Here is a 17,621-nt window from a genome sequence, read left to right as displayed (position 1 = left end):
AAGAGCTTGACCATATATATGTATGTATAAAGGTAAAAACGATTAAACTCTTACTTTAAGACCAATTAATACGAGCAATCGATGAATCACATAAAAATGGTTAACGAATGAGGTGCAGCCATGAATATTAAAGATTTATTTTCGAAAAAGAAACGTTATGCAACAATTCCATCAGAACGTGCGAAACAGGAAGTGCCTGAAGGCCTGATGACTAAATGTCCTTCTTGTCGAACAATTATGTATACAAAAGAGTTAAAAAAGAATTTACTCGTTTGTGCATCATGTGGTCATCATCATCGTATGAGTGGCTATGAGCGGATTGAGAGCCTGTTTGATGAAGGAACGTTTATAGAATATGATAAAGGGATTACAAGTGTGAACCCATTACAATTTCCTGATTATGAAAAGAAATTAGAGGCAATTCGTCAAAAAACAGGTTTAATGGAAGGCGTTGTTTCTGGAGAAGGCTTAATGAATGGGCTTCCGGCGATCATTGCTGTGATGGATGCCAGATTTATTATGGGAAGTATGGGTTCGGCGGCTGGAGAGAAAATAACAAGAGCAATCGAGGCGGCCATTGAGCAGAAAAAACCGATTCTTTTATTTTCAGCATCTGGTGGAGCGAGAATGCAAGAAGGTGTTCTCAGTTTAATGCAAATGGCTAAAACGAGTGCGGCTCTTGAAAAGCTTAATCGTGTAGGTGGGTTATTTATTTCTGTTATGACACACCCAACAACAGGTGGAGTATCGGCTAGTTTTGCTTCACTAGGTGATTATAATTTTGCCGAACCAAAAGCATTAATTGGATTTGCAGGACGCCGAATTATTGAACAAACGATTAGACAAGAGCTTCCTGAAGATTTTCAGACAGCAGAATTCCTATTAGAACATGGGCAATTAGACCGAGTGATTCATCGCTCAGAAATGAAAGAAACATTAGCTAAAATCATTGAGATGCATCAACAGTCATAAAGGGGAGGTGGAATGATTGGCTACAGATTTGAAGTTTGAGAAACCAATTATTGAATTAAAAAATAAAATTAGTGAGTTGCGTACTTTTACAGAAGAGAAGGAAATTGATCTTTCTGAAGAAATCATTAAGTTAGAAAAACGTCTTCATGAACTTGAGAAAGAGATTTATGGCAATCTACAGCCTTGGGAACGAGTACAGATCGCACGGCATACGGAGCGACCAACCACATTAGATTATATTGATCATTTGTTTACCGACTTTTTAGAAATGCACGGTGATCGTTTATATGGAGATGATCCAGCAATTGTAGCTGGTATTGCTAAGTTTAACGGAACACCTGTAACGGTCATTGGCCATCAGCGTGGCAAAAATACAAAGGACAATATTTATCGTAATTTTGGTAGTCCACATCCAGAAGGGTATCGAAAGGCATTACGCTTAATGAAACAAGCAGATAAATTCCAGCGTCCTATTATTTGTTTTATTGATACAAAAGGGGCTTATCCTGGTAAAGAAGCAGAAGAGCGCGGACAAAGTGAAGCGATCGCTCGGAACTTGCTTGAAATGGCTGGTTTAAAAGTACCAATTATTTGTATTGTAATCGGAGAAGGCGGAAGTGGTGGAGCTCTTGCTTTAGGTGTTGGAAATCATATCCACATGCTTGAAAACTCAACATATTCTGTTATTTCACCAGAAGGAGCAGCGGCTCTCCTTTGGAAAGATTCTTCGCTTGCCCAAAAAGCGGCTGAAACGATGAAAATTACGGCTCCCGATTTAAAGGAGTTAGGAATTATCGATGAAATTATTCGCGAAGTCAAAGGTGGGGCTCATCGAGATGTCAAAGAACAAGCTGAATACATTGGTGAGACGATCAAAAAATCATTAAAGGAACTTTCATTATTGTCTGAGGAAGAACTTCTTTCGCAAAAATATGAGAAATTTAAAAATATCGGACAATATAGTGATGAAAGCGATCACAATAACGCACACTAATTAAGTACTTTCTTTTCTTAGAGAGTACTTTTTATTATAAAGAAGTACACTATATTTCGCCTGGAAAAGCTTGTTCTATCAATATTTTCACAAAATCGACGATCTACATAATTTTTATGAAAATCTGTATTGTATTCGTGAATCGGTAGTGGTATTTTTTAAGGGATAGTGGTGAAAAATGAGTAATTAGACTACGTTATTAAAACGACTATGCTTTTGAACTAAATTTCGTCTGATTTTGGAAGTTATGTATTGACTAGTTCGATAGGCATGAAAATTTATATGTTTTAATTTTGTTTTAGGAGGTTTAACACCGATGAAAAGAATTGGAGTTTTAACAAGTGGTGGAGATTCGCCAGGGATGAATGCGGCGATTCGTGCGGTTGTAAGAAAGGCGATTTTCCACGGACTTGAAGTTTACGGAATTAATTATGGATATGCTGGTTTAATTGCTGGTGATATTCATAAAATGGAGCTTGGCTCTGTTGGTGATATTATCCATCGTGGTGGAACGATGCTTTATACGGCACGCTGTGAAGAATTTAAAACATTAGAAGGTCAACAAAAGGGAATTGAGCAATTAAAGAAATTTGGTATTGAAGGTTTAGTTGTCATTGGTGGTGACGGTTCTTTCCAAGGGGCCAAAAAATTAACTGAGCATGGTTTCCCAACTATCGGGGTACCAGGAACGATTGATAATGATATTCCAGGTACAGACTTTACGATTGGATTTGATACAGCATTAAATACCATTATTGAAGCGATTGATAAAATTCGTGATACAGCTACTTCACATGAGAGAACTTATGTAATTGAAGTTATGGGCCGTCATGCTGGAGATCTTGCTTTATGGGCAGGACTCGCTGATGGGGCCGAAACAATTCTGATTCCTGAAGCTGATTATGATATGGACCAAATCGTTAACCGTTTAAAGCGCGGGCAAGAGCGTGGCAAAAAACATAGTATCATCATCGTTGCTGAAGGTGTAGGAAATGGATTTAGTTTCGGAAAAGAAATTAGTGATGCAACGAATATGGAAACTCGTGTAACAGTTTTAGGGCATATTCAACGTGGGGGTTCACCAACAGCGTCTGATCGAGTGCTCGCTAGTCGTTTAGGGGCAAAGGCTGTTGATCTTTTAATAGATGGAAAAGCCGGTGTCACTGTAGGTATTCAAAAGAATGAACTTGTTTATCATGGTATTGAAGAAGTTCTATCACAAAAACATGAAGTTAATTTAGATATGTACAAGCTATCACAAGAATTATCCATTTAATTCTTTCATTTCTTGTGTGCTTTTGGAGTAGTAGAATTATATAGGAGGCAATTATGCGTAAAACGAAAATTGTATGTACAATCGGTCCAGCCAGTGAGAGTGTTGAAAAACTTGTCCAATTAATAGAGGCAGGTATGAATGTTGCTCGTTTGAATTTTTCTCATGGTGATTATGAAGAACATGGGGCACGTATTAAAAATATCCGAGAGGCTTCAAAAATAACTGGGAAAACAGTCGCTATTTTGTTAGATACAAAAGGTCCAGAAATCCGTACTCAAACATTAGAAAACGGTATGGTTGAGTTAAAAGCAGGACAGTCGTTAATCGTATCCATGAATGAAGTGGTTGGGAATAATGAAATCATTTCAATTACATATCCAGAGCTTGTTAAGGATGTGCAAATTGGTTCGACCTTATTATTGGATGACGGATTAATTGAATTAGAAGTTACAGAACTTCGTGATTCAGAGCTTGTGACCAAGGTAAAAAATAGTGGTGTTTTAAAAAATAAAAAAGGTGTTAATGTCCCTAATGTGAGTGTTAATCTTCCTGGTATTACAGATAAAGACGCTGCTGACATACGATTTGGAATTGAGCAGGATGTCGATTTTGTTGCGGCTTCATTTGTCCGTCGTGCATCAGATGTGCTTGAAATCCGTGAGCTTCTTGAAAGCAATGGTGGAGGTACTATCAAAATCATTCCAAAAATTGAAAATCAAGAAGGTGTTGATAACATCGATGAAATTCTTCAAGTGTCAGACGGGTTAATGGTTGCCCGTGGTGATTTAGGGGTAGAAATCCCAGTTGAAGAAGTACCATTAGTACAAAAGCAATTAATTAAGAAGTGTAATACAGAAGCAAAACCGGTTATTACAGCGACACAAATGTTAGATTCGATGCAACGTAATCCACGCCCAACAAGAGCAGAAGCAAGTGATGTTGCCAATGCGATTTTTGATGGAACGGATGCAATTATGCTGTCAGGGGAGACAGCTGCTGGTGATTACCCAGTTGAAGCTGTTCAAACAATGAATAAAATTGCAGCACGTGCAGAGCAAGGTTTAAATTATAAAGCGATGCTAAATAAGATTACAAAGGCTGAAGATACAATGACAACGACTAGTGCAATCGGTCAGTCCGTTGTTCATACTGCTTTTAATTTAAATACGTCTTATATTTTATCGGCAACGGAAAGTGGTTATACGGCTCAAATTGTTTCAAAATATCGTCCGAAAGCAGATATTATTGCGGTAACGAGTAATAAAAATGCCTTTCGTCAATTGAGTCTAGTATGGGGAGTAATCCCTGTATTGGGAGAAAAGGCGAAATCAACTGATCATATGTTAGAGATTACGGTTGACGCTGCGGTTGAGTCAGGCATTATTAAACAAGGCGAGCGTGTTGTTATCACAGCAGGTGTTCCAGTCGGTGAATCAGGTACAACGAACTTAATTAAAGTTCATGTCATTGGTGAAGTGATTGCTAAAGGTCAAGGAATTGGGCGTAGCTCTGTAACTGGCCAAATCGTTATTGCTAAAGATGCGGGTGAAGCGATTGCCAAAGTAAAATCAAACTCGATTTTAGTGATGCAGAGTACTGACAAAGATATGATCCCTGCTTTTGAAAAAGCAGCGGCTGTTATTACTGAAGAAGGTGGATTAACATCTCATGCAGCTGTTGTGGGTTTAAGTTTAAATACACCAGTGATTGTAGGGGTACAGAATGCGCTTAATCTCTTTACTGAAGGAGAAGACGTCACTGTAGATAGCACACGCGGAGATATTTACAGAGGACATGCGAGTGTTCTATAATTAAAGAGGAAGAGGAGAAGGGAATCCCCTTCTCCTCTATTTTTATCATTTCCCGACAGAAGACTCCCCCTTCAATCGTGTGAAGGGAGAAGCCCAACGATAAGGGGGAGATGAATGTCGGTTGGCGGTAGCCAAAGAGATTCTTGTTAGGGTATAATGAGAACATACATTCCTATCGGGGGTGAAAACAATGCTCATCAACAAAGCATACAAATTCCGTCTCTATCCAAGCAAAGAACAAGAAACCCTGATTGCCAAAACCATCGGCTGTTCTCGTTTTGTATTCAATCGCTTTTTAGGGCAATGGAACGATACTTATCAAAAAACAGGCAAAGGGTTAACGTATTCTTCTTGTTCGGCCCAATTAACCCAACTAAAAAAGGAATTCGTATGGCTAAAAGAAGTGGATAGCATTGCCCTTCAATCCTCCCTGAAAAATCTTGCCGATTCCTTTACTCGATTCTTCAAGAAACAAAATAAAGCTCCGCGCTTCAAGTCTAAAAAGAATCCGGTACAATCCTACACCACGAAAGTAACAAATAGCAACATTGCCATAGTAAACAACAAAATTAAATTGCCGAAACTGGGTCTTGTTCGCTTGGCCAAAAGTCGTGAGGTTGAAGGACGTATTCTGAGCGCTACAGTCAGACGAAATCCAAGCGGAAAGTTCTTTGTATCCATTGTAGTCAAAACAGACGTACAGCCCTTGAAGAAAACGGAATCATCTATCGGTATAGATTTAGGCATCAAGGATTTTGCGGTTTTTTCGGATGGTCACAAGATGGACAATCATACGTTCACAGCCAAAATGGAAAAGAAATTAAGACGTGAGCAACGAAAACTTTCAAGACGTGCGTTAAATGCTAAAAACAAGGGTATGAACCTTCTTGATGCCAAAAACTATCAGAAACAAAAACGTAGAGTTGCTAGATTACACGAAAGAGTAATGAACCAACGTGACGATTTCCTTCACAAACTAAGTACAGACCTCATCAAAAACCACGATATTGTCTGTATCGAAGATTTGAACACCAAAGGAATGTTGCGTAATCATAAATTAGCCAAATCGATCTCGGATGTATCCTGGTCTGCCTTTGTATCGAAATTAGAATACAAAGCGAAATGGTATGGGAAAACCATTGTGAAAATAAGCAGGTGGTATCCATCTAGTCAAATCTGTTCTGAATGTGGACATCAAGAGGGCAAGAAATCTCTTGAAATAAGGGACTGGACGTGTTCTATTTGCGATAAACATCACGATCGAGATATCAATGCCAGCCAAAATATTCTAGCCGAAGGGGTAAGAACCTTCCACTTGGCTTAAACAACATACAGAACCGTAGGAATCGACGGGGATAGCTTGGTCCATAAGAGAAACCTCTGTTGGCAAAGAAAACCGCTGGCAAGTACGCTCTGTTCCCAAGAATCTCCCACTTCAATCAGACCGTAAGGTCGATAAGTGGGAGTAGTTCAATCGTATGAGTTTGTTTCGTTCGTATAAATATTTGATAATCTATAAAAAAAAAGAGGGATATTATGCCTAAGTATTTTTTGCTCCTTTTGTTGCTTTTTCCACTTCTTGAAGTAATCGGCTTTATTTTAGTTAGCCAAATCATTGGTATTTGGCCAACGATTATATTAATTGTCTTTTCAAGTGTTTTTGGGGCTTGGCTTGCTAAACGCGAAGGACTACAAGCAATTCGATTAGCTCAAATGCAAATCAATCAAGGTCAAATGCCAAATCAAGTCATGCTAGATGGCCTATGTATTTTATTTGGAGGTTTGGCCCTATTAATTCCTGGTTTTATTACCGACATCCTCGGCCTCCTTTTATTAATACCAAAAACGAGAGCCGTGTTTAAAGCTTTATTAATCAAATGGTTCTCCAAGTTAGTGAGAAATGGGCAATTTGTCGTCATTAACCGTCGCCCATTCTAGAGTTCTCTTTAACAACAGGAGTGAAAAACCTGGAGCACAAATAACGATGAAACCGTAAGAAAGGGACGATAAAATGTCTCAAGCAACATTATTTATGCTCGTCTTATTAGCAATCGCCATTATGGCCAAAAACCAGTCTTTATTAGTTGCTGTTGCTTTTTTATTAGTAATTAAATGGGTTGGGTTAGGTGATAAACTTTTTCCTCTATTACAAACAAAGGGTATTAATATCGGAGTTACTGTGATTACGATTGCTGTGTTAACCCCGATTGTGACAGGGGAAATTGGTTTCAAACAATTAGGGGAAGCTGTTCGTTCTCCTTATGCATGGGTTGCATTAGCAGCAGGGATTATGGTTGCTTTAATTGCGGCCAGTGGTTTAGATTTATTAAAAGAAGATCCGCATATTACGACGGCTCTCGTCTTCGGAACGATTTTGGCAGTAGCTTTGTTTAACGGTGTCGCAGTCGGGCCATTAATCGGTGCTGGCATCGCCTATCTAATGATGCAAATGATCCAATTCTTTTCGAAATTGGGTGGATAGGTGAAGAGGCTCCATTCAAAAGGGGTCACTAAGAGAAGATCCAAAGGATGTTTCATTGCCAATAAAAAATACAAAGGTCCAAAACGGAGCGAGTGGAATGCCCGGAGGCTCCCGATTCACCCGCGGAGTAGACTTACTAATGGAACCAGTAGGCCTCAAAGTATAAAATAAAGCCGAAGTTTACTATATTAGAATCGAGATGATTTTATTTATAAGTAGAAGGGAGAATGTATAAGCACTCTCCCTTTTATTTTTAATTGAAATATCAAAATTAAATGTAATTTTTGGCATCTTTTAATTTGTTTAGTCGAAAACATTCACAAAAGTAAAAAAATGTTTATAATGGGAGGTGGAGTTCCTTTCTACATAGCACATTTCCATATGCTTCACTTGGAAATGTAAGCATTTACTATATGCTTTGAGGAAAGATTTTATGGGATAAAGGAGAGGTTATTGTGAGTGCAACTCGTGGATTAGAAGGTATTGTAGCAACAACTTCAAGCGTAAGTTCAATTATTGACAGTACGCTAACTTATCAAGGTTATGAAATTGATGATTTAGCGGATCATGCCAGTTTTGAAGAAGTCATTTTCTTGCTTTGGAACGGTCGTTTACCAAAAGAAGCAGAGTTAAATGAACTTAAAGGCCAACTTGCTGAACATGCTGCGATTCCAAATGAAGTGATTGAACAAATGAAGAGCTATCCATTAAAAGATATTCACCCAATGGCAGCTTTAAGAACTGCTATTTCAAGTTTAGGACTTTATGATGAGGATGCAGATGTAATGGAAGAATCTGCGAACCGTCTTAAAGCATTAAAGCTTCAAGCAAAGATCCCGACAATCGTGACAGCGTTTTCGCGTTTACGTGAAGGAAAAGACCCAATTGCACCAAAGAAAGATTTGAGTTTTGCAGCGAACTTCCTTTACATGTTAAAAGGTGAAGATCCAGACGAAATCTCTGTAGATGCATTTAACAAAGCGCTTGTTCTTCACGCAGACCACGAATTAAATGCTTCCACTTTTACAGCCCGTGTCTGTGTTGCGACATTATCTGATGTATATTCTGGTATTACAGCAGCAATCGGGGCTTTAAAAGGACCACTTCATGGTGGAGCAAATGAAGCCGTTATGAAGATGTTAACGGAAATTGACACGGTTGAAAATGTCGAGCCTTTTGTACGTAAAGCCATTGATAATAAAGAAAAAATTATGGGCTTTGGACATCGTGTTTATAAGAACGGAGACCCACGTGCGAAGCATTTAAAAGAGATGTCTAAACGCTTGACTGAAATTACCGGTGAGAAAAAATGGTATGAAATGTCTGTTAAAATTGACGAAATTTTCACTGCCGAAAAAGGCATTTTACCAAATGTTGATTTCTATTCAGCAAGTGTGTATCACAGTTTAGGAATTGATCATGATTTATTTACGCCAATTTTTGCAGTAAGTCGTACGTCAGGCTGGTTAGCCCACATTCTAGAACAATACAGTAATAACCGATTAATTCGTCCGCGTGCGGAATACAATGGACCAAACAAACAAGTTTACATTCCTTTAGAAAAACGTTAAAAATTGACCTTTTTCTAAGAGGTGATTAGCTAATATTTCATCATACAACGCAGGCAGCAAATTTAATAAGAGGGGGAACCTTCCCCTTATACATAAAAAAGTCGAATTTTGTATACGTAAATATAGATATTAAGTGACAATTTTTATGTTTATTTGATAAGCTAGATATGCGAAGTTTTTTATAGAGTAATTATTTCGAGGAGGTTTATGTAATATGGCAAACGGTGAAGTAATTAAGGTAAATAACGGGGTACTTGATGTACCAAACAATCCAATCATTCCTTTTATTGAGGGAGACGGGACAGGCCCTGATATTTGGGCGGCAGCTTCAAGAGTTTTAGATGCTGCAGTTGAAAAAGCTTATAACGGTGAGAAGAAAATCGTATGGAAAGAAATTCTTGCTGGTGAAAAAGCATTTAACGAAACAGGTAGCTGGTTACCTGAAGAAACGTTAGAAGCTATTGATAAATATATGATCGCTATTAAAGGACCTTTAACAACTCCAGTTGGTGGGGGAATTCGTTCTTTAAACGTTGCTCTACGTCAAGAGTTAGATTTATATGTATGCTTACGTCCAGTACGTTATTTCCAAGGAGTACCTTCTCCAGTTAAACGTCCAGAAGATACAGATATGGTTATCTTCCGTGAAAACTCAGAGGATATTTATGCTGGAATTGAGTATCAAGAAGGTTCTGAAGAAGTTCAAAAGCTAGTGAAGTTTTTACAAGAAGAACTAGGAGCGAAGAAAATCCGTTTCCCTGAAACTTCTGGTATTGGTGTTAAGCCGGTTTCAAAAGAAGGTACGGAGCGTTTAGTTCGTGCGACGATTCAATATGCACTTGATGAAGGACGTAAGAGTGTTACTTTAGTTCATAAAGGTAACATCATGAAGTTTACTGAAGGAGCATTCAAAAATTGGGGTTATGAGCTTGCTGAAAAAGAATTCGGCGATAAAGTATTCACATGGGCTCAGTATGATAAGATTGTTGAAGAAAAAGGCGTTGAAGCAGCAAATAAAGCACAAGACGAGGCTCTTGCAGCAGGTAAAATTCTTGTGAAAGATTCAATTGCTGATATTTTCTTACAACAAATCTTAACACGTCCAAAAGAGTTTGATGTTGTAGCAACAATGAACTTAAACGGTGACTATATTTCTGATGCATTAGCAGCTCAAGTTGGTGGTATCGGTATCGCTCCAGGAGCAAACATTAACTATGTAACTGGACATGCTATCTTTGAAGCAACTCACGGTACAGCTCCTAAGTATGCTGGTCAAGATAAAGTGAACCCATCTTCTGTTTTATTATCTGGTGAATTAATGCTTCGTCACTTAGGTTGGAATGAAGCAGCGGACTTAATCATGTCTTCAATGGATAAAACAATCGCCAGCAAGGTTGTGACTTATGACTTCGCTCGTCTTATGGACGGTGCTACAGAAGTTAAATGTTCTGGTTTTGCGGATGAGTTAATCAAAAACCTATAATCTTAATCGTTAAGTCTATCAAGAGCGTATGTGATCTTCCTACATACGCTCTCTCATTGAGTCATTTTTTATTGTTTGATCGTTAGTTGAAAACAACAATCAGGAGTGGTTATAAAATGGCAATTAAGCGTAGAAAGATTTCAGTTATTGGAGCAGGTTTTACAGGAGCAACTACTGCATTAATGGTCGCACAAAAAGAGTTGGGCGATGTAGTCTTAGTTGACATTCCTCAATTAGAAGGGCCAACTAAAGGGAAAGCCCTTGATATGTTAGAATCAACACCTGTACAAGGGGTTGACTCAAACATTGTTGGTACTTCAAACTACGAAGATACAAAAGATTCTGACGTAGTCGTGATTACAGCAGGTATTGCTCGTAAACCAGGGATGAGCCGTGATGATTTAGTCAGTACAAACGCTGGTATTATGAAAGCTGTTACTAGAGAAGTGGTTAAACATTCTCCTAACTGCTATATTATCGTTTTAACAAACCCAGCAGATGCAATGACTTATACAGTCTATAAAGAGTCAGGCTTCCCGAAAAACCGTGTTATTGGACAATCTGGTGTGCTTGATACAGCTCGTTTCCGCACATTTATTGCACAAGAACTTAACTTGTCTGTCGAGGATATTACAGGTTTTGTTCTTGGTGGTCACGGGGATGATATGGTTCCATTAATTCGCTACTCATTCGCAGGCGGCGTCCCTTTATCGAAGTTGATCTCTGAAGAGCGTTTAGAAGAGATTGTGGAACGCACACGTAAAGGTGGCGGTGAGATTGTTGGTTTATTAGGTAACGGTAGTGCGTACTATGCACCAGCCGCTTCGTTAACTCAAATGGTTGAAGCGATTATTAAAGATAAAAAACGTGTGATTCCAACGATAGCTTATCTTGAAGGTGAGTATGGCTATGAGGATTTATACTTAGGCGTACCAACGATTTTAGGTGGAGACGGTATTGAAAAAATTGTAGAATTAGATTTATTAGATGATGAAAAAGCAGCACTCGCAAAATCAGTAGATTCGGTACGTGCTGTGATGGAAGCTCTTCCAAAAGAATAGTTTTTAAAAGTCAAAGAGGGCTGTCCCATAAGGTTATGAAAATGACGTTATGAGGGCAAGCCCTTTTTTTGAGTTTTCTCATTCGAGGGATTCTAAGTATTCGAATGCTTAGAATACTTTAGAATCCCTCTCTCTTCCATTAAATGGCTGGATTTTGGATTTGTAACGGTCAATGATTGCTTTAGTGTCATTAAATAGGTGTCTAAGGGAATCAAAGGGAGGCTATGATGCCAAAAGCAGCTGAAAAAGAGCCGCAAAGGGAATCAAAGGACGTCAATGAAGCCAAAAGCAACAGAAAAGAACACAACGGCTTAGTTTTTCGTCAGCTATTTCTTTGCAAATTGAACTATAAGTAGATTTGTTTTCTTTATTTTAATAAAAAGCGTTCCTTTTTTGGTATACTAATGGTGAAAATAGAGAAAAAAGAAATTGGGGAACCGTGAATGATCTCGTAGAAGAGGAAGAGCGGAGGAGATAGTAAATGTCACAACGTCTATTAGTAGTGGATGATGAAGAGTCAATCGCAACATTATTGCAATTTAATTTGCAGCAATCGGGTTATGAGGTCGATACGGTGCATGATGGTGGAGCAGCTTTGAAAAAGGCAGAAAACGAAAAGTATGATTTAATCGTTTTAGATTTAATGCTTCCTGTGATGGATGGTCTCGAAGTATGTAAGCAGTTAAGACAAAACAAAATTATGACACCGATTCTGATGCTCACAGCCAAGGATGATGAGTTTGATAAAGTACTTGGTCTAGAGCTTGGGGCTGATGATTATATGACCAAGCCTTTTAGTCCAAGGGAGGTTGTCGCAAGAGTAAGAGCGATTTTACGAAGAGTGGCTCAACAAACCTCACCAGAACAAGTTGAACCTATCGTACAGAATGAAAAAATGATGGTAGGTGAGGTTGAGATCTATCCAGAAAATTACGAGGTCTATTATCAGAATAAAGCAATCGACGTTACACCAAAAGAATTTGAATTGTTATTATACTTAATGAATCATAAAGGACGTGTCTTAACGAGAGATCAGCTTCTTAATGCCGTTTGGAATTATGAATTTGTTGGCGATACAAGAATTGTTGATGTTCATATAAGCCATCTTCGTGAAAAGATTGAACCAAACACAAAAAAACCAATTTATATAAAAACGATTCGTGGACTAGGATATAAATTGGAAGAGCCTCAATTAAATGGTTAAGTTAAGATTTCGCTTAATGATTTCGGTCATGCTCACTATTTTGCTCGTTCTCGCAGGCCTTGGAGTAGCGATTGGGCAATTATTTAAAGAGTTTCACCTTGATTACACGACCGAAAGGCTTGAAAATGATGCCAAACTTGTCGCCTTTCTTATCGAAGAAAACAGTCTTTTAGATGATAATATTCAAGAATTTACAAATAATGTTAGTCATGAATTAGATGTACGAGTGACGATTATCTTAAGTGATGGTGAAGTAATTGGAGAATCAAGTACAGACCCTGAACTAATGGAAAATCATCTTGAACGTCCAGAAATTATTGAATTGTTAACGGGGGAATCTGGAAAACAAATTCGCTATAGTACCACGGTTGAAAATGAGTTGTTGTATATGGCGGTTCCAGTTATGGAAGGGTCAGAAAAAGTTGGAATTGTCCGTTTAGGTCTACCCACATCCGACATTCATGCGATGAATCGTAATATGTGGACATTTTTAATCATTAGTTTTTCTTTAGCGGCTGTCGTTATATTTTTAGTGATTTATCGGATCACTTCACAAATGATTCGTCCGATTGAAAGTGTGACAGATGTAGCGAATGAATTAGCTAAAGGGAATTTTAAAGCGAGGACCGTTGAAGGTAACCAAGATGAAATTGGTCAATTAACGAAATCAGTAAACGTATTAGCGAGTAATCTTGAACATATTACAAATCGTCATCAACTCCAAAAAGAACGAATGGAAACCTTGATTGAAAACATGGGCAGCGGCCTTATTTTAATTAATATGCGTGGCGATATCTCGTTAATTAATAAAACATGTCGAGATATTTTTCAAGAAAATACGGATAAATGGGATCATAAATTATACCATGATGTCATTGGACATAAAGAAATTATTCAACTGATCCAGTCTGTTTTTATGACAGAAGAGAAGATTCGAAAACAAATCACATTTGAAAAACATCTTGAGATTAAACATTATGATGTTCACGGTGCACCTGTTATTAGCCATAAAGGGAGTTTTAAAGGGATAGCACTCGTTATGCACGATATTACAGAACTAAAAAAGCTCGAACAAGTTCGAAAAGACTTTGTGGCTAATGTCTCACATGAGTTAAAAACACCGGTCACATCGATTAAAGGTTTTAGTGAGACATTACTTGATGGAGCCATGCATGATGAAGCATACCGAGAAAAATTCCTTCATATCATTTGGAAGGAAAGTGAACGGTTGCAAGGGCTTATACATGACCTGCTTGAGTTATCTAAAATTGAACAACATTTTTTCCAATTGAATTGGTCGAAGTTGAATATGGCTGTGGCAGTGGAAGAGGCTGTGACGCTTTTAAAAGAAAAAGCATTGGATAAATCGATTCAACTAGAGATGCACCTTGAAGGCCATTTTGAAATGGAAGGTGACTTTGAGCGGATCAAACAAATTGCGATTAATTTAATTAGTAATGCAATAACGTACACACCTGCTGAAGGAAAAATTGATGTTTATCTTAAGGGTTATGACGATTTCGTTGAGTGGAAAGTGGAAGACACAGGAATTGGAATAAGCGAGCAGGAGTGTCCTCGAATTTTTGAACGTTTTTACCGAGTCGATCGAGCGAGAAGCCGTAATTCAGGTGGGACAGGGCTTGGTCTAGCGATTGTCAAACATTTGGTCGAAGCTCACCATGCTCAAATTGAAGTGGAAAGTGAACTTGGAAAAGGAACGACTTTTTCAATGAAATTTAAAAGAGAACATGAAGAAGATTGGGAACTAGATTTACGTGAGGAGCAATAAATTGAAAAGGAAGGGCTGTGCAATAAGGTTAAAAACGACCTTATGAGCATGGCCTATTTTTGTTTTGTTAATTAAAAAGCTATAGGAAAATAATGGACTGTTTTTACGAATTATTTACATTGGCTTTATAAAGGGTTAATGAGTGGAAGTTATACTTACTTTGAACGGTTCCCCTCAATGTCTGATTAGTGGAAATGTTCCAGCTGATCACATTGAATTCCCTTTATTTGGCGAAAGCGTACAGGCTTTCGTCCTTTTTTTTTGAGGAGATAGAAAAGAAATTTCATAAAATTGGGGAAAATCTTTGCATCTTAATGTGATAGGATAGAAAGTAGTAAAATCTTGTGTAAAAGATCGAAACCTTTTGCATAAGTATTTCGTATAGAAAAAGTACATAGAAAGAGAGGGGAATAAAGATGACGATCAAACAATTAGTAACGGGTTTTGTCTCCCTAATTGTTGTAGCAGTCCTAGGTTTATTTTTAGTCACGGGTTGGTACATAGTGGATGAATCTGAACAAGCTGCTGTTATTACATTCGGAAAAGTTGAGGAGACTGTCACTGAGCCAGGTTTAAAGTTTAAATTGCCATGGCCAATTCAAAAAGTCGAAATTTTATCAAGGGGTACTTATAATCTACAAGTGGGCTACCAAGAAGAGGGTGGCGAGGTTGTGGAATTTACAAATGAAGCAAAAATGATTACTGGGGATGAATTTATTGTTTTTGCCGATTTAGCAGTTCAATGGAGAATTAGTGATCCAGAACAATTTTTATTTAGTACAAAGGAGCCAGAAACGGTTTTATATAATGCAGCTTCTGCCTCTTTAAGAGGAGTCATTGGAAGTGCCAATATCGATGATGCTTTGACCGATCAACGTCCAGAAATTGAAGCAAGAGTGTTTGAAAATCTTGTTGAGTTAATTGAGATTTACCAAATTGGAATTAGCATTCAAGATGTTAAATTACAAGATGTTGAATTACCAACACAAGAGGTACGTCGTGCTTTTACAGAAGTGACCGATGCGAGAGAAGAGCGTTTAACTAAAATAAACGAAGCAAGAAAATATGAAAATCAGAAAAAGAATGAGGCAGAAGGGGAAAAGGATGCGATTATTTCCCGAGCTGAAGGACAAAAAACAGAGCGTATTGAGCGAGCACGTGGGGATATCGCACATTTTGATGCCCTTTATACGGAATATTTAGTAAATCCTGATGTAACGAGACAACGTTTATTATTAGAAACATTAGAACAAGTTTTACCTCATACCGATATTTATATTATGGATAGCAATAATGATACGATTAATTATTTGCCGATACGTCCGATTGAAAGCGGCAATAACAGTAATGCCTCTAATCCACCACCATTAAACAACAATGATAATGAAGGAGGTTCTGAAAACGATGAGTGATGACCTTAATATTGTCGATATTAATGAACGCAGAACACCAGAAAATTATAAGAAATACGTAAAATTAGGAGCAACCGCTGTTATCCTCATCGCTCTTGTTGCCGTTGTGCTAAGTAATTTATTTATTGTAGAGCAAGGGGAATTTAAAGTTGTTCGTCAATTTGGTGAAGTCGTCAAAATTGAGGATGAGCCAGGTTTATCTTATAAAATACCATTTATTCAAACGGTCACTACATTGCCTAAGTACCAAATGGTTTATGATATTCCGACAGCAGAGATTAACACGAGTGATAAAAAACGTATGCTTGCTGATTATTACGCAGTCTGGAGAATTGAGAACCCACAACAAATGATTGCCAATGCGAGAACGATAGAAAATGCCGAAGCAATAATGGGTGAAATTATTTTCTCTGCGATTCGTGCCGAGCTTGGACAATTAAATTTTGATTCAATCATTAATTCAGGTTCAGAAGGAGCAGCACGTGGCGATATTGGTGAACTCGTTCGTGATCGAGTAAACAATTCATTAGATAATGGTAATTACGGAATTAGTTTAACAGATATTCGTATGAAGCGTGCTGATTTACCGGAAGAGAACGAAGAAGCGGTTTATCGTCGAATGATTTCAGAGCGACAAACCACGGCACAGGATTATTTATCTGAAGGGGATGCGGAAGCTAACCGTATTCGTGCTAACACGGATCGCGAAGTTCAAGAATTGATCGCGACAGCAACAGCTGATGCCAATATTATTATTTCAGAAGGGGAAGCAGAAGCAGCCCAGATATATAATGAAGCATTCGGTCAGGATGTAGAATTCTACCAGCTTTACCGTACGTTAGAATCGTATAAAAAGACAATTGGTGATGAGACCGTGATTGTGCTACCAGCTGATTCGCCTTACACAAGATTGTTAATGGGATTGACTGAGTAAATATTCTATTTTTTTAATATGTGTAAGAGAGAAACATAGTTAGCAATAAATGGTGGTCGCGTTATAGAGAAAATGCCTCTGAGGAATGGTTCCTCAGAGGCATTTTTGTGAAAATTACCGTGCGAATTGAGCGGGATAGGTAATGAAAATTGATGCTGTGTTAAATTAGGGTGCGAATCGTGTGGAATAGGTAATGAAAAGCCGTGCTGAGTCAAATTAGGGTGCGAATTGAGCGTGATAGGTAATGAAAATTGATGCTGAGTCAAATTAGGGTGCGAATTGAGCGTGATAGGTAATGAAAAGCCGTGCTGAGTCAAATTAGGGTGCGAATTGAGCGGGATAGGTAATGAAAAGCGGTGCTGTGGCAAATTAGGGTGCGAATTGAGCGGGATAAGTAATGAAAAGCCGTGCTGTGGCAAATTAGGGTGCGAATAAGGTGGGATAGGTAATGAAAATTGATGCTGAGTCAAATTAGGGTGCGAATCGAGCGGGATAGGTAATGAAAAGTGATGCTGTGGTAAATTAGGGTGCGAATCACCAGCACTTGGTAATAAAGCACAAGTCCTAGGGGAAGTTGCCACAACTACCCCTTTCCAATCCGCATCACATTCCTTTCTCAACAGCTAAGTACA

The 17,621-nt window shown here is 38.2% G+C and carries 16 protein-coding genes; 15 read left to right on the top strand and 1 reads right to left on the bottom strand.

Annotated elements, in window-relative coordinates; genetic code table 11:
- Positions 1-120 precede the first annotated feature (120 nt).
- From accD to hflC, 15 genes are all read left to right on the top strand, one after another.
- Positions 121-972 (top strand): acetyl-CoA carboxylase, carboxyltransferase subunit beta, encoded by an 852-nt coding sequence (gene accD / locus BALCAV_RS07525; RefSeq protein WP_003324705.1) that lies wholly within the window; start codon positions 121-123, stop codon positions 970-972.
- Positions 973-988: 16 nt separating this feature from the next.
- Positions 989-1,966 (top strand): acetyl-CoA carboxylase carboxyl transferase subunit alpha, encoded by a 978-nt coding sequence (gene accA / locus BALCAV_RS07520; RefSeq protein ID WP_003324704.1) that lies wholly within the window; start codon positions 989-991, stop codon positions 1,964-1,966.
- Positions 1,967-2,282: 316 nt separating this feature from the next.
- Positions 2,283-3,242 (top strand): 6-phosphofructokinase, encoded by a 960-nt coding sequence (gene pfkA / locus BALCAV_RS07515; RefSeq protein ID WP_003324703.1) that lies wholly within the window; start codon positions 2,283-2,285, stop codon positions 3,240-3,242.
- A 53-nt stretch (positions 3,243-3,295) separates the two neighbouring features.
- Positions 3,296-5,053, top strand: coding sequence for a pyruvate kinase (pyk, locus tag BALCAV_RS07510; RefSeq protein WP_003324702.1), 1,758 nt, complete (start codon positions 3,296-3,298; stop codon positions 5,051-5,053).
- A 190-nt stretch (positions 5,054-5,243) separates the two neighbouring features.
- A complete protein-coding gene (tnpB, locus tag BALCAV_RS07505; protein WP_040323773.1) occupies positions 5,244-6,377 on the top strand; it encodes an IS200/IS605 family element RNA-guided endonuclease TnpB in 1,134 nt (377 codons plus the stop codon).
- A 212-nt stretch (positions 6,378-6,589) separates the two neighbouring features.
- Positions 6,590-6,991 carry an FxsA family protein gene (locus BALCAV_RS07500; protein WP_003323702.1) on the top strand — a complete coding sequence of 134 codons (402 nt, stop codon included), beginning with the start codon at positions 6,590-6,592 and terminating at the stop codon, positions 6,989-6,991.
- A gap of 73 nt (positions 6,992-7,064) precedes the next feature.
- Positions 7,065-7,535, top strand: coding sequence for a DUF441 domain-containing protein (locus BALCAV_RS07495; RefSeq protein WP_003323703.1), 471 nt, complete (start codon positions 7,065-7,067; stop codon positions 7,533-7,535).
- A gap of 455 nt (positions 7,536-7,990) precedes the next feature.
- A complete protein-coding gene (gene citZ / locus BALCAV_RS07490) occupies positions 7,991-9,106 on the top strand; it encodes a citrate synthase (RefSeq protein WP_003323704.1) in 1,116 nt (371 codons plus the stop codon).
- 214 nt (positions 9,107-9,320) lie between these two features.
- Positions 9,321-10,589, top strand: a complete 1,269-nt coding sequence (icd, locus tag BALCAV_RS07485; protein WP_003323705.1) for an NADP-dependent isocitrate dehydrogenase — start codon at positions 9,321-9,323, stop codon at positions 10,587-10,589.
- A gap of 116 nt (positions 10,590-10,705) precedes the next feature.
- The gene (mdh, locus tag BALCAV_RS07480; RefSeq protein WP_003323707.1) at positions 10,706-11,650 is read left to right on the top strand and encodes a malate dehydrogenase; all 945 of its coding nucleotides are present in this window, start codon (positions 10,706-10,708) and stop codon (positions 11,648-11,650) included.
- A gap of 227 nt (positions 11,651-11,877) precedes the next feature.
- Positions 11,878-12,006 carry a hypothetical protein gene (locus BALCAV_RS23060; protein WP_268746797.1) on the top strand — a complete coding sequence of 43 codons (129 nt, stop codon included), beginning with the start codon at positions 11,878-11,880 and terminating at the stop codon, positions 12,004-12,006.
- Between the two features lie 125 nt (positions 12,007-12,131).
- Entirely contained in the window at positions 12,132-12,854 is a 723-nt protein-coding gene (locus BALCAV_RS07475) for a response regulator transcription factor (protein ID WP_003321694.1), read from the top strand.
- Entirely contained in the window at positions 12,847-14,643 is a 1,797-nt protein-coding gene (gene pnpS / locus BALCAV_RS07470; protein ID WP_003321693.1) for a two-component system histidine kinase PnpS, read from the top strand. The genes BALCAV_RS07475 and pnpS overlap by 8 nt, the downstream gene beginning before the upstream one ends.
- A 416-nt stretch (positions 14,644-15,059) precedes the next feature.
- The gene (gene hflK / locus BALCAV_RS07465; RefSeq protein WP_003321691.1) at positions 15,060-16,055 is read left to right on the top strand and encodes an FtsH protease activity modulator HflK; all 996 of its coding nucleotides are present in this window, start codon (positions 15,060-15,062) and stop codon (positions 16,053-16,055) included.
- Entirely contained in the window at positions 16,048-16,989 is a 942-nt protein-coding gene (gene hflC / locus BALCAV_RS07460) for a protease modulator HflC (RefSeq protein WP_003321690.1), read from the top strand. Before hflK ends, hflC begins: the two co-directional genes overlap by 8 nt.
- Before the next feature lie 5 nt (positions 16,990-16,994).
- Here hflC and BALCAV_RS22015 read toward each other — a convergent pair whose 3' ends face one another.
- Positions 16,995-17,570, bottom strand: coding sequence for a hypothetical protein (locus tag BALCAV_RS22015; RefSeq protein ID WP_152563037.1), 576 nt, complete (start codon positions 17,568-17,570; stop codon positions 16,995-16,997).
- Between the last annotated feature and the right edge of the window lie 51 nt (positions 17,571-17,621).

Source organism: Alkalihalobacillus alcalophilus ATCC 27647 = CGMCC 1.3604 (genome assembly GCF_000292245.2).
Lineage (GTDB): Bacteria > Bacillota > Bacilli > Bacillales > Bacillaceae_D > Alkalihalobacillus > Alkalihalobacillus alcalophilus.
Note: the sequence above shows the minus strand (reverse complement) of the source record. Positions and strands in the feature narration are given on the sequence as shown.

What these genes read in the sequence shown, in the direction of transcription:
- accD (WP_003324705.1), top strand. Translation starts at nt 121, where the DNA reads ATGAATATTAAAGATTTATTTTCGAAAAAGAAACGTTATGCAACAATT.
- pfkA (WP_003324703.1), top strand. Translation starts at nt 2,283, where the DNA reads ATGAAAAGAATTGGAGTTTTAACAAGTGGTGGAGATTCGCCAGGGATG.
- pyk (WP_003324702.1), top strand. Translation starts at nt 3,296, where the DNA reads ATGCGTAAAACGAAAATTGTATGTACAATCGGTCCAGCCAGTGAGAGT.
- tnpB (WP_040323773.1), top strand. Translation starts at nt 5,244, where the DNA reads ATGCTCATCAACAAAGCATACAAATTCCGTCTCTATCCAAGCAAAGAA.
- BALCAV_RS07500 (WP_003323702.1), top strand. Translation starts at nt 6,590, where the DNA reads ATGCCTAAGTATTTTTTGCTCCTTTTGTTGCTTTTTCCACTTCTTGAA.
- BALCAV_RS07495 (WP_003323703.1), top strand. Translation starts at nt 7,065, where the DNA reads ATGTCTCAAGCAACATTATTTATGCTCGTCTTATTAGCAATCGCCATT.
- icd (WP_003323705.1), top strand. Translation starts at nt 9,321, where the DNA reads ATGGCAAACGGTGAAGTAATTAAGGTAAATAACGGGGTACTTGATGTA.
- mdh (WP_003323707.1), top strand. Translation starts at nt 10,706, where the DNA reads ATGGCAATTAAGCGTAGAAAGATTTCAGTTATTGGAGCAGGTTTTACA.
- BALCAV_RS23060 (WP_268746797.1), top strand. Translation starts at nt 11,878, where the DNA reads ATGCCAAAAGCAGCTGAAAAAGAGCCGCAAAGGGAATCAAAGGACGTC.
- BALCAV_RS07475 (WP_003321694.1), top strand. Translation starts at nt 12,132, where the DNA reads ATGTCACAACGTCTATTAGTAGTGGATGATGAAGAGTCAATCGCAACA.
- pnpS (WP_003321693.1), top strand. Translation starts at nt 12,847, where the DNA reads ATGGTTAAGTTAAGATTTCGCTTAATGATTTCGGTCATGCTCACTATT.
- hflK (WP_003321691.1), top strand. Translation starts at nt 15,060, where the DNA reads ATGACGATCAAACAATTAGTAACGGGTTTTGTCTCCCTAATTGTTGTA.
- hflC (WP_003321690.1), top strand. Translation starts at nt 16,048, where the DNA reads ATGAGTGATGACCTTAATATTGTCGATATTAATGAACGCAGAACACCA.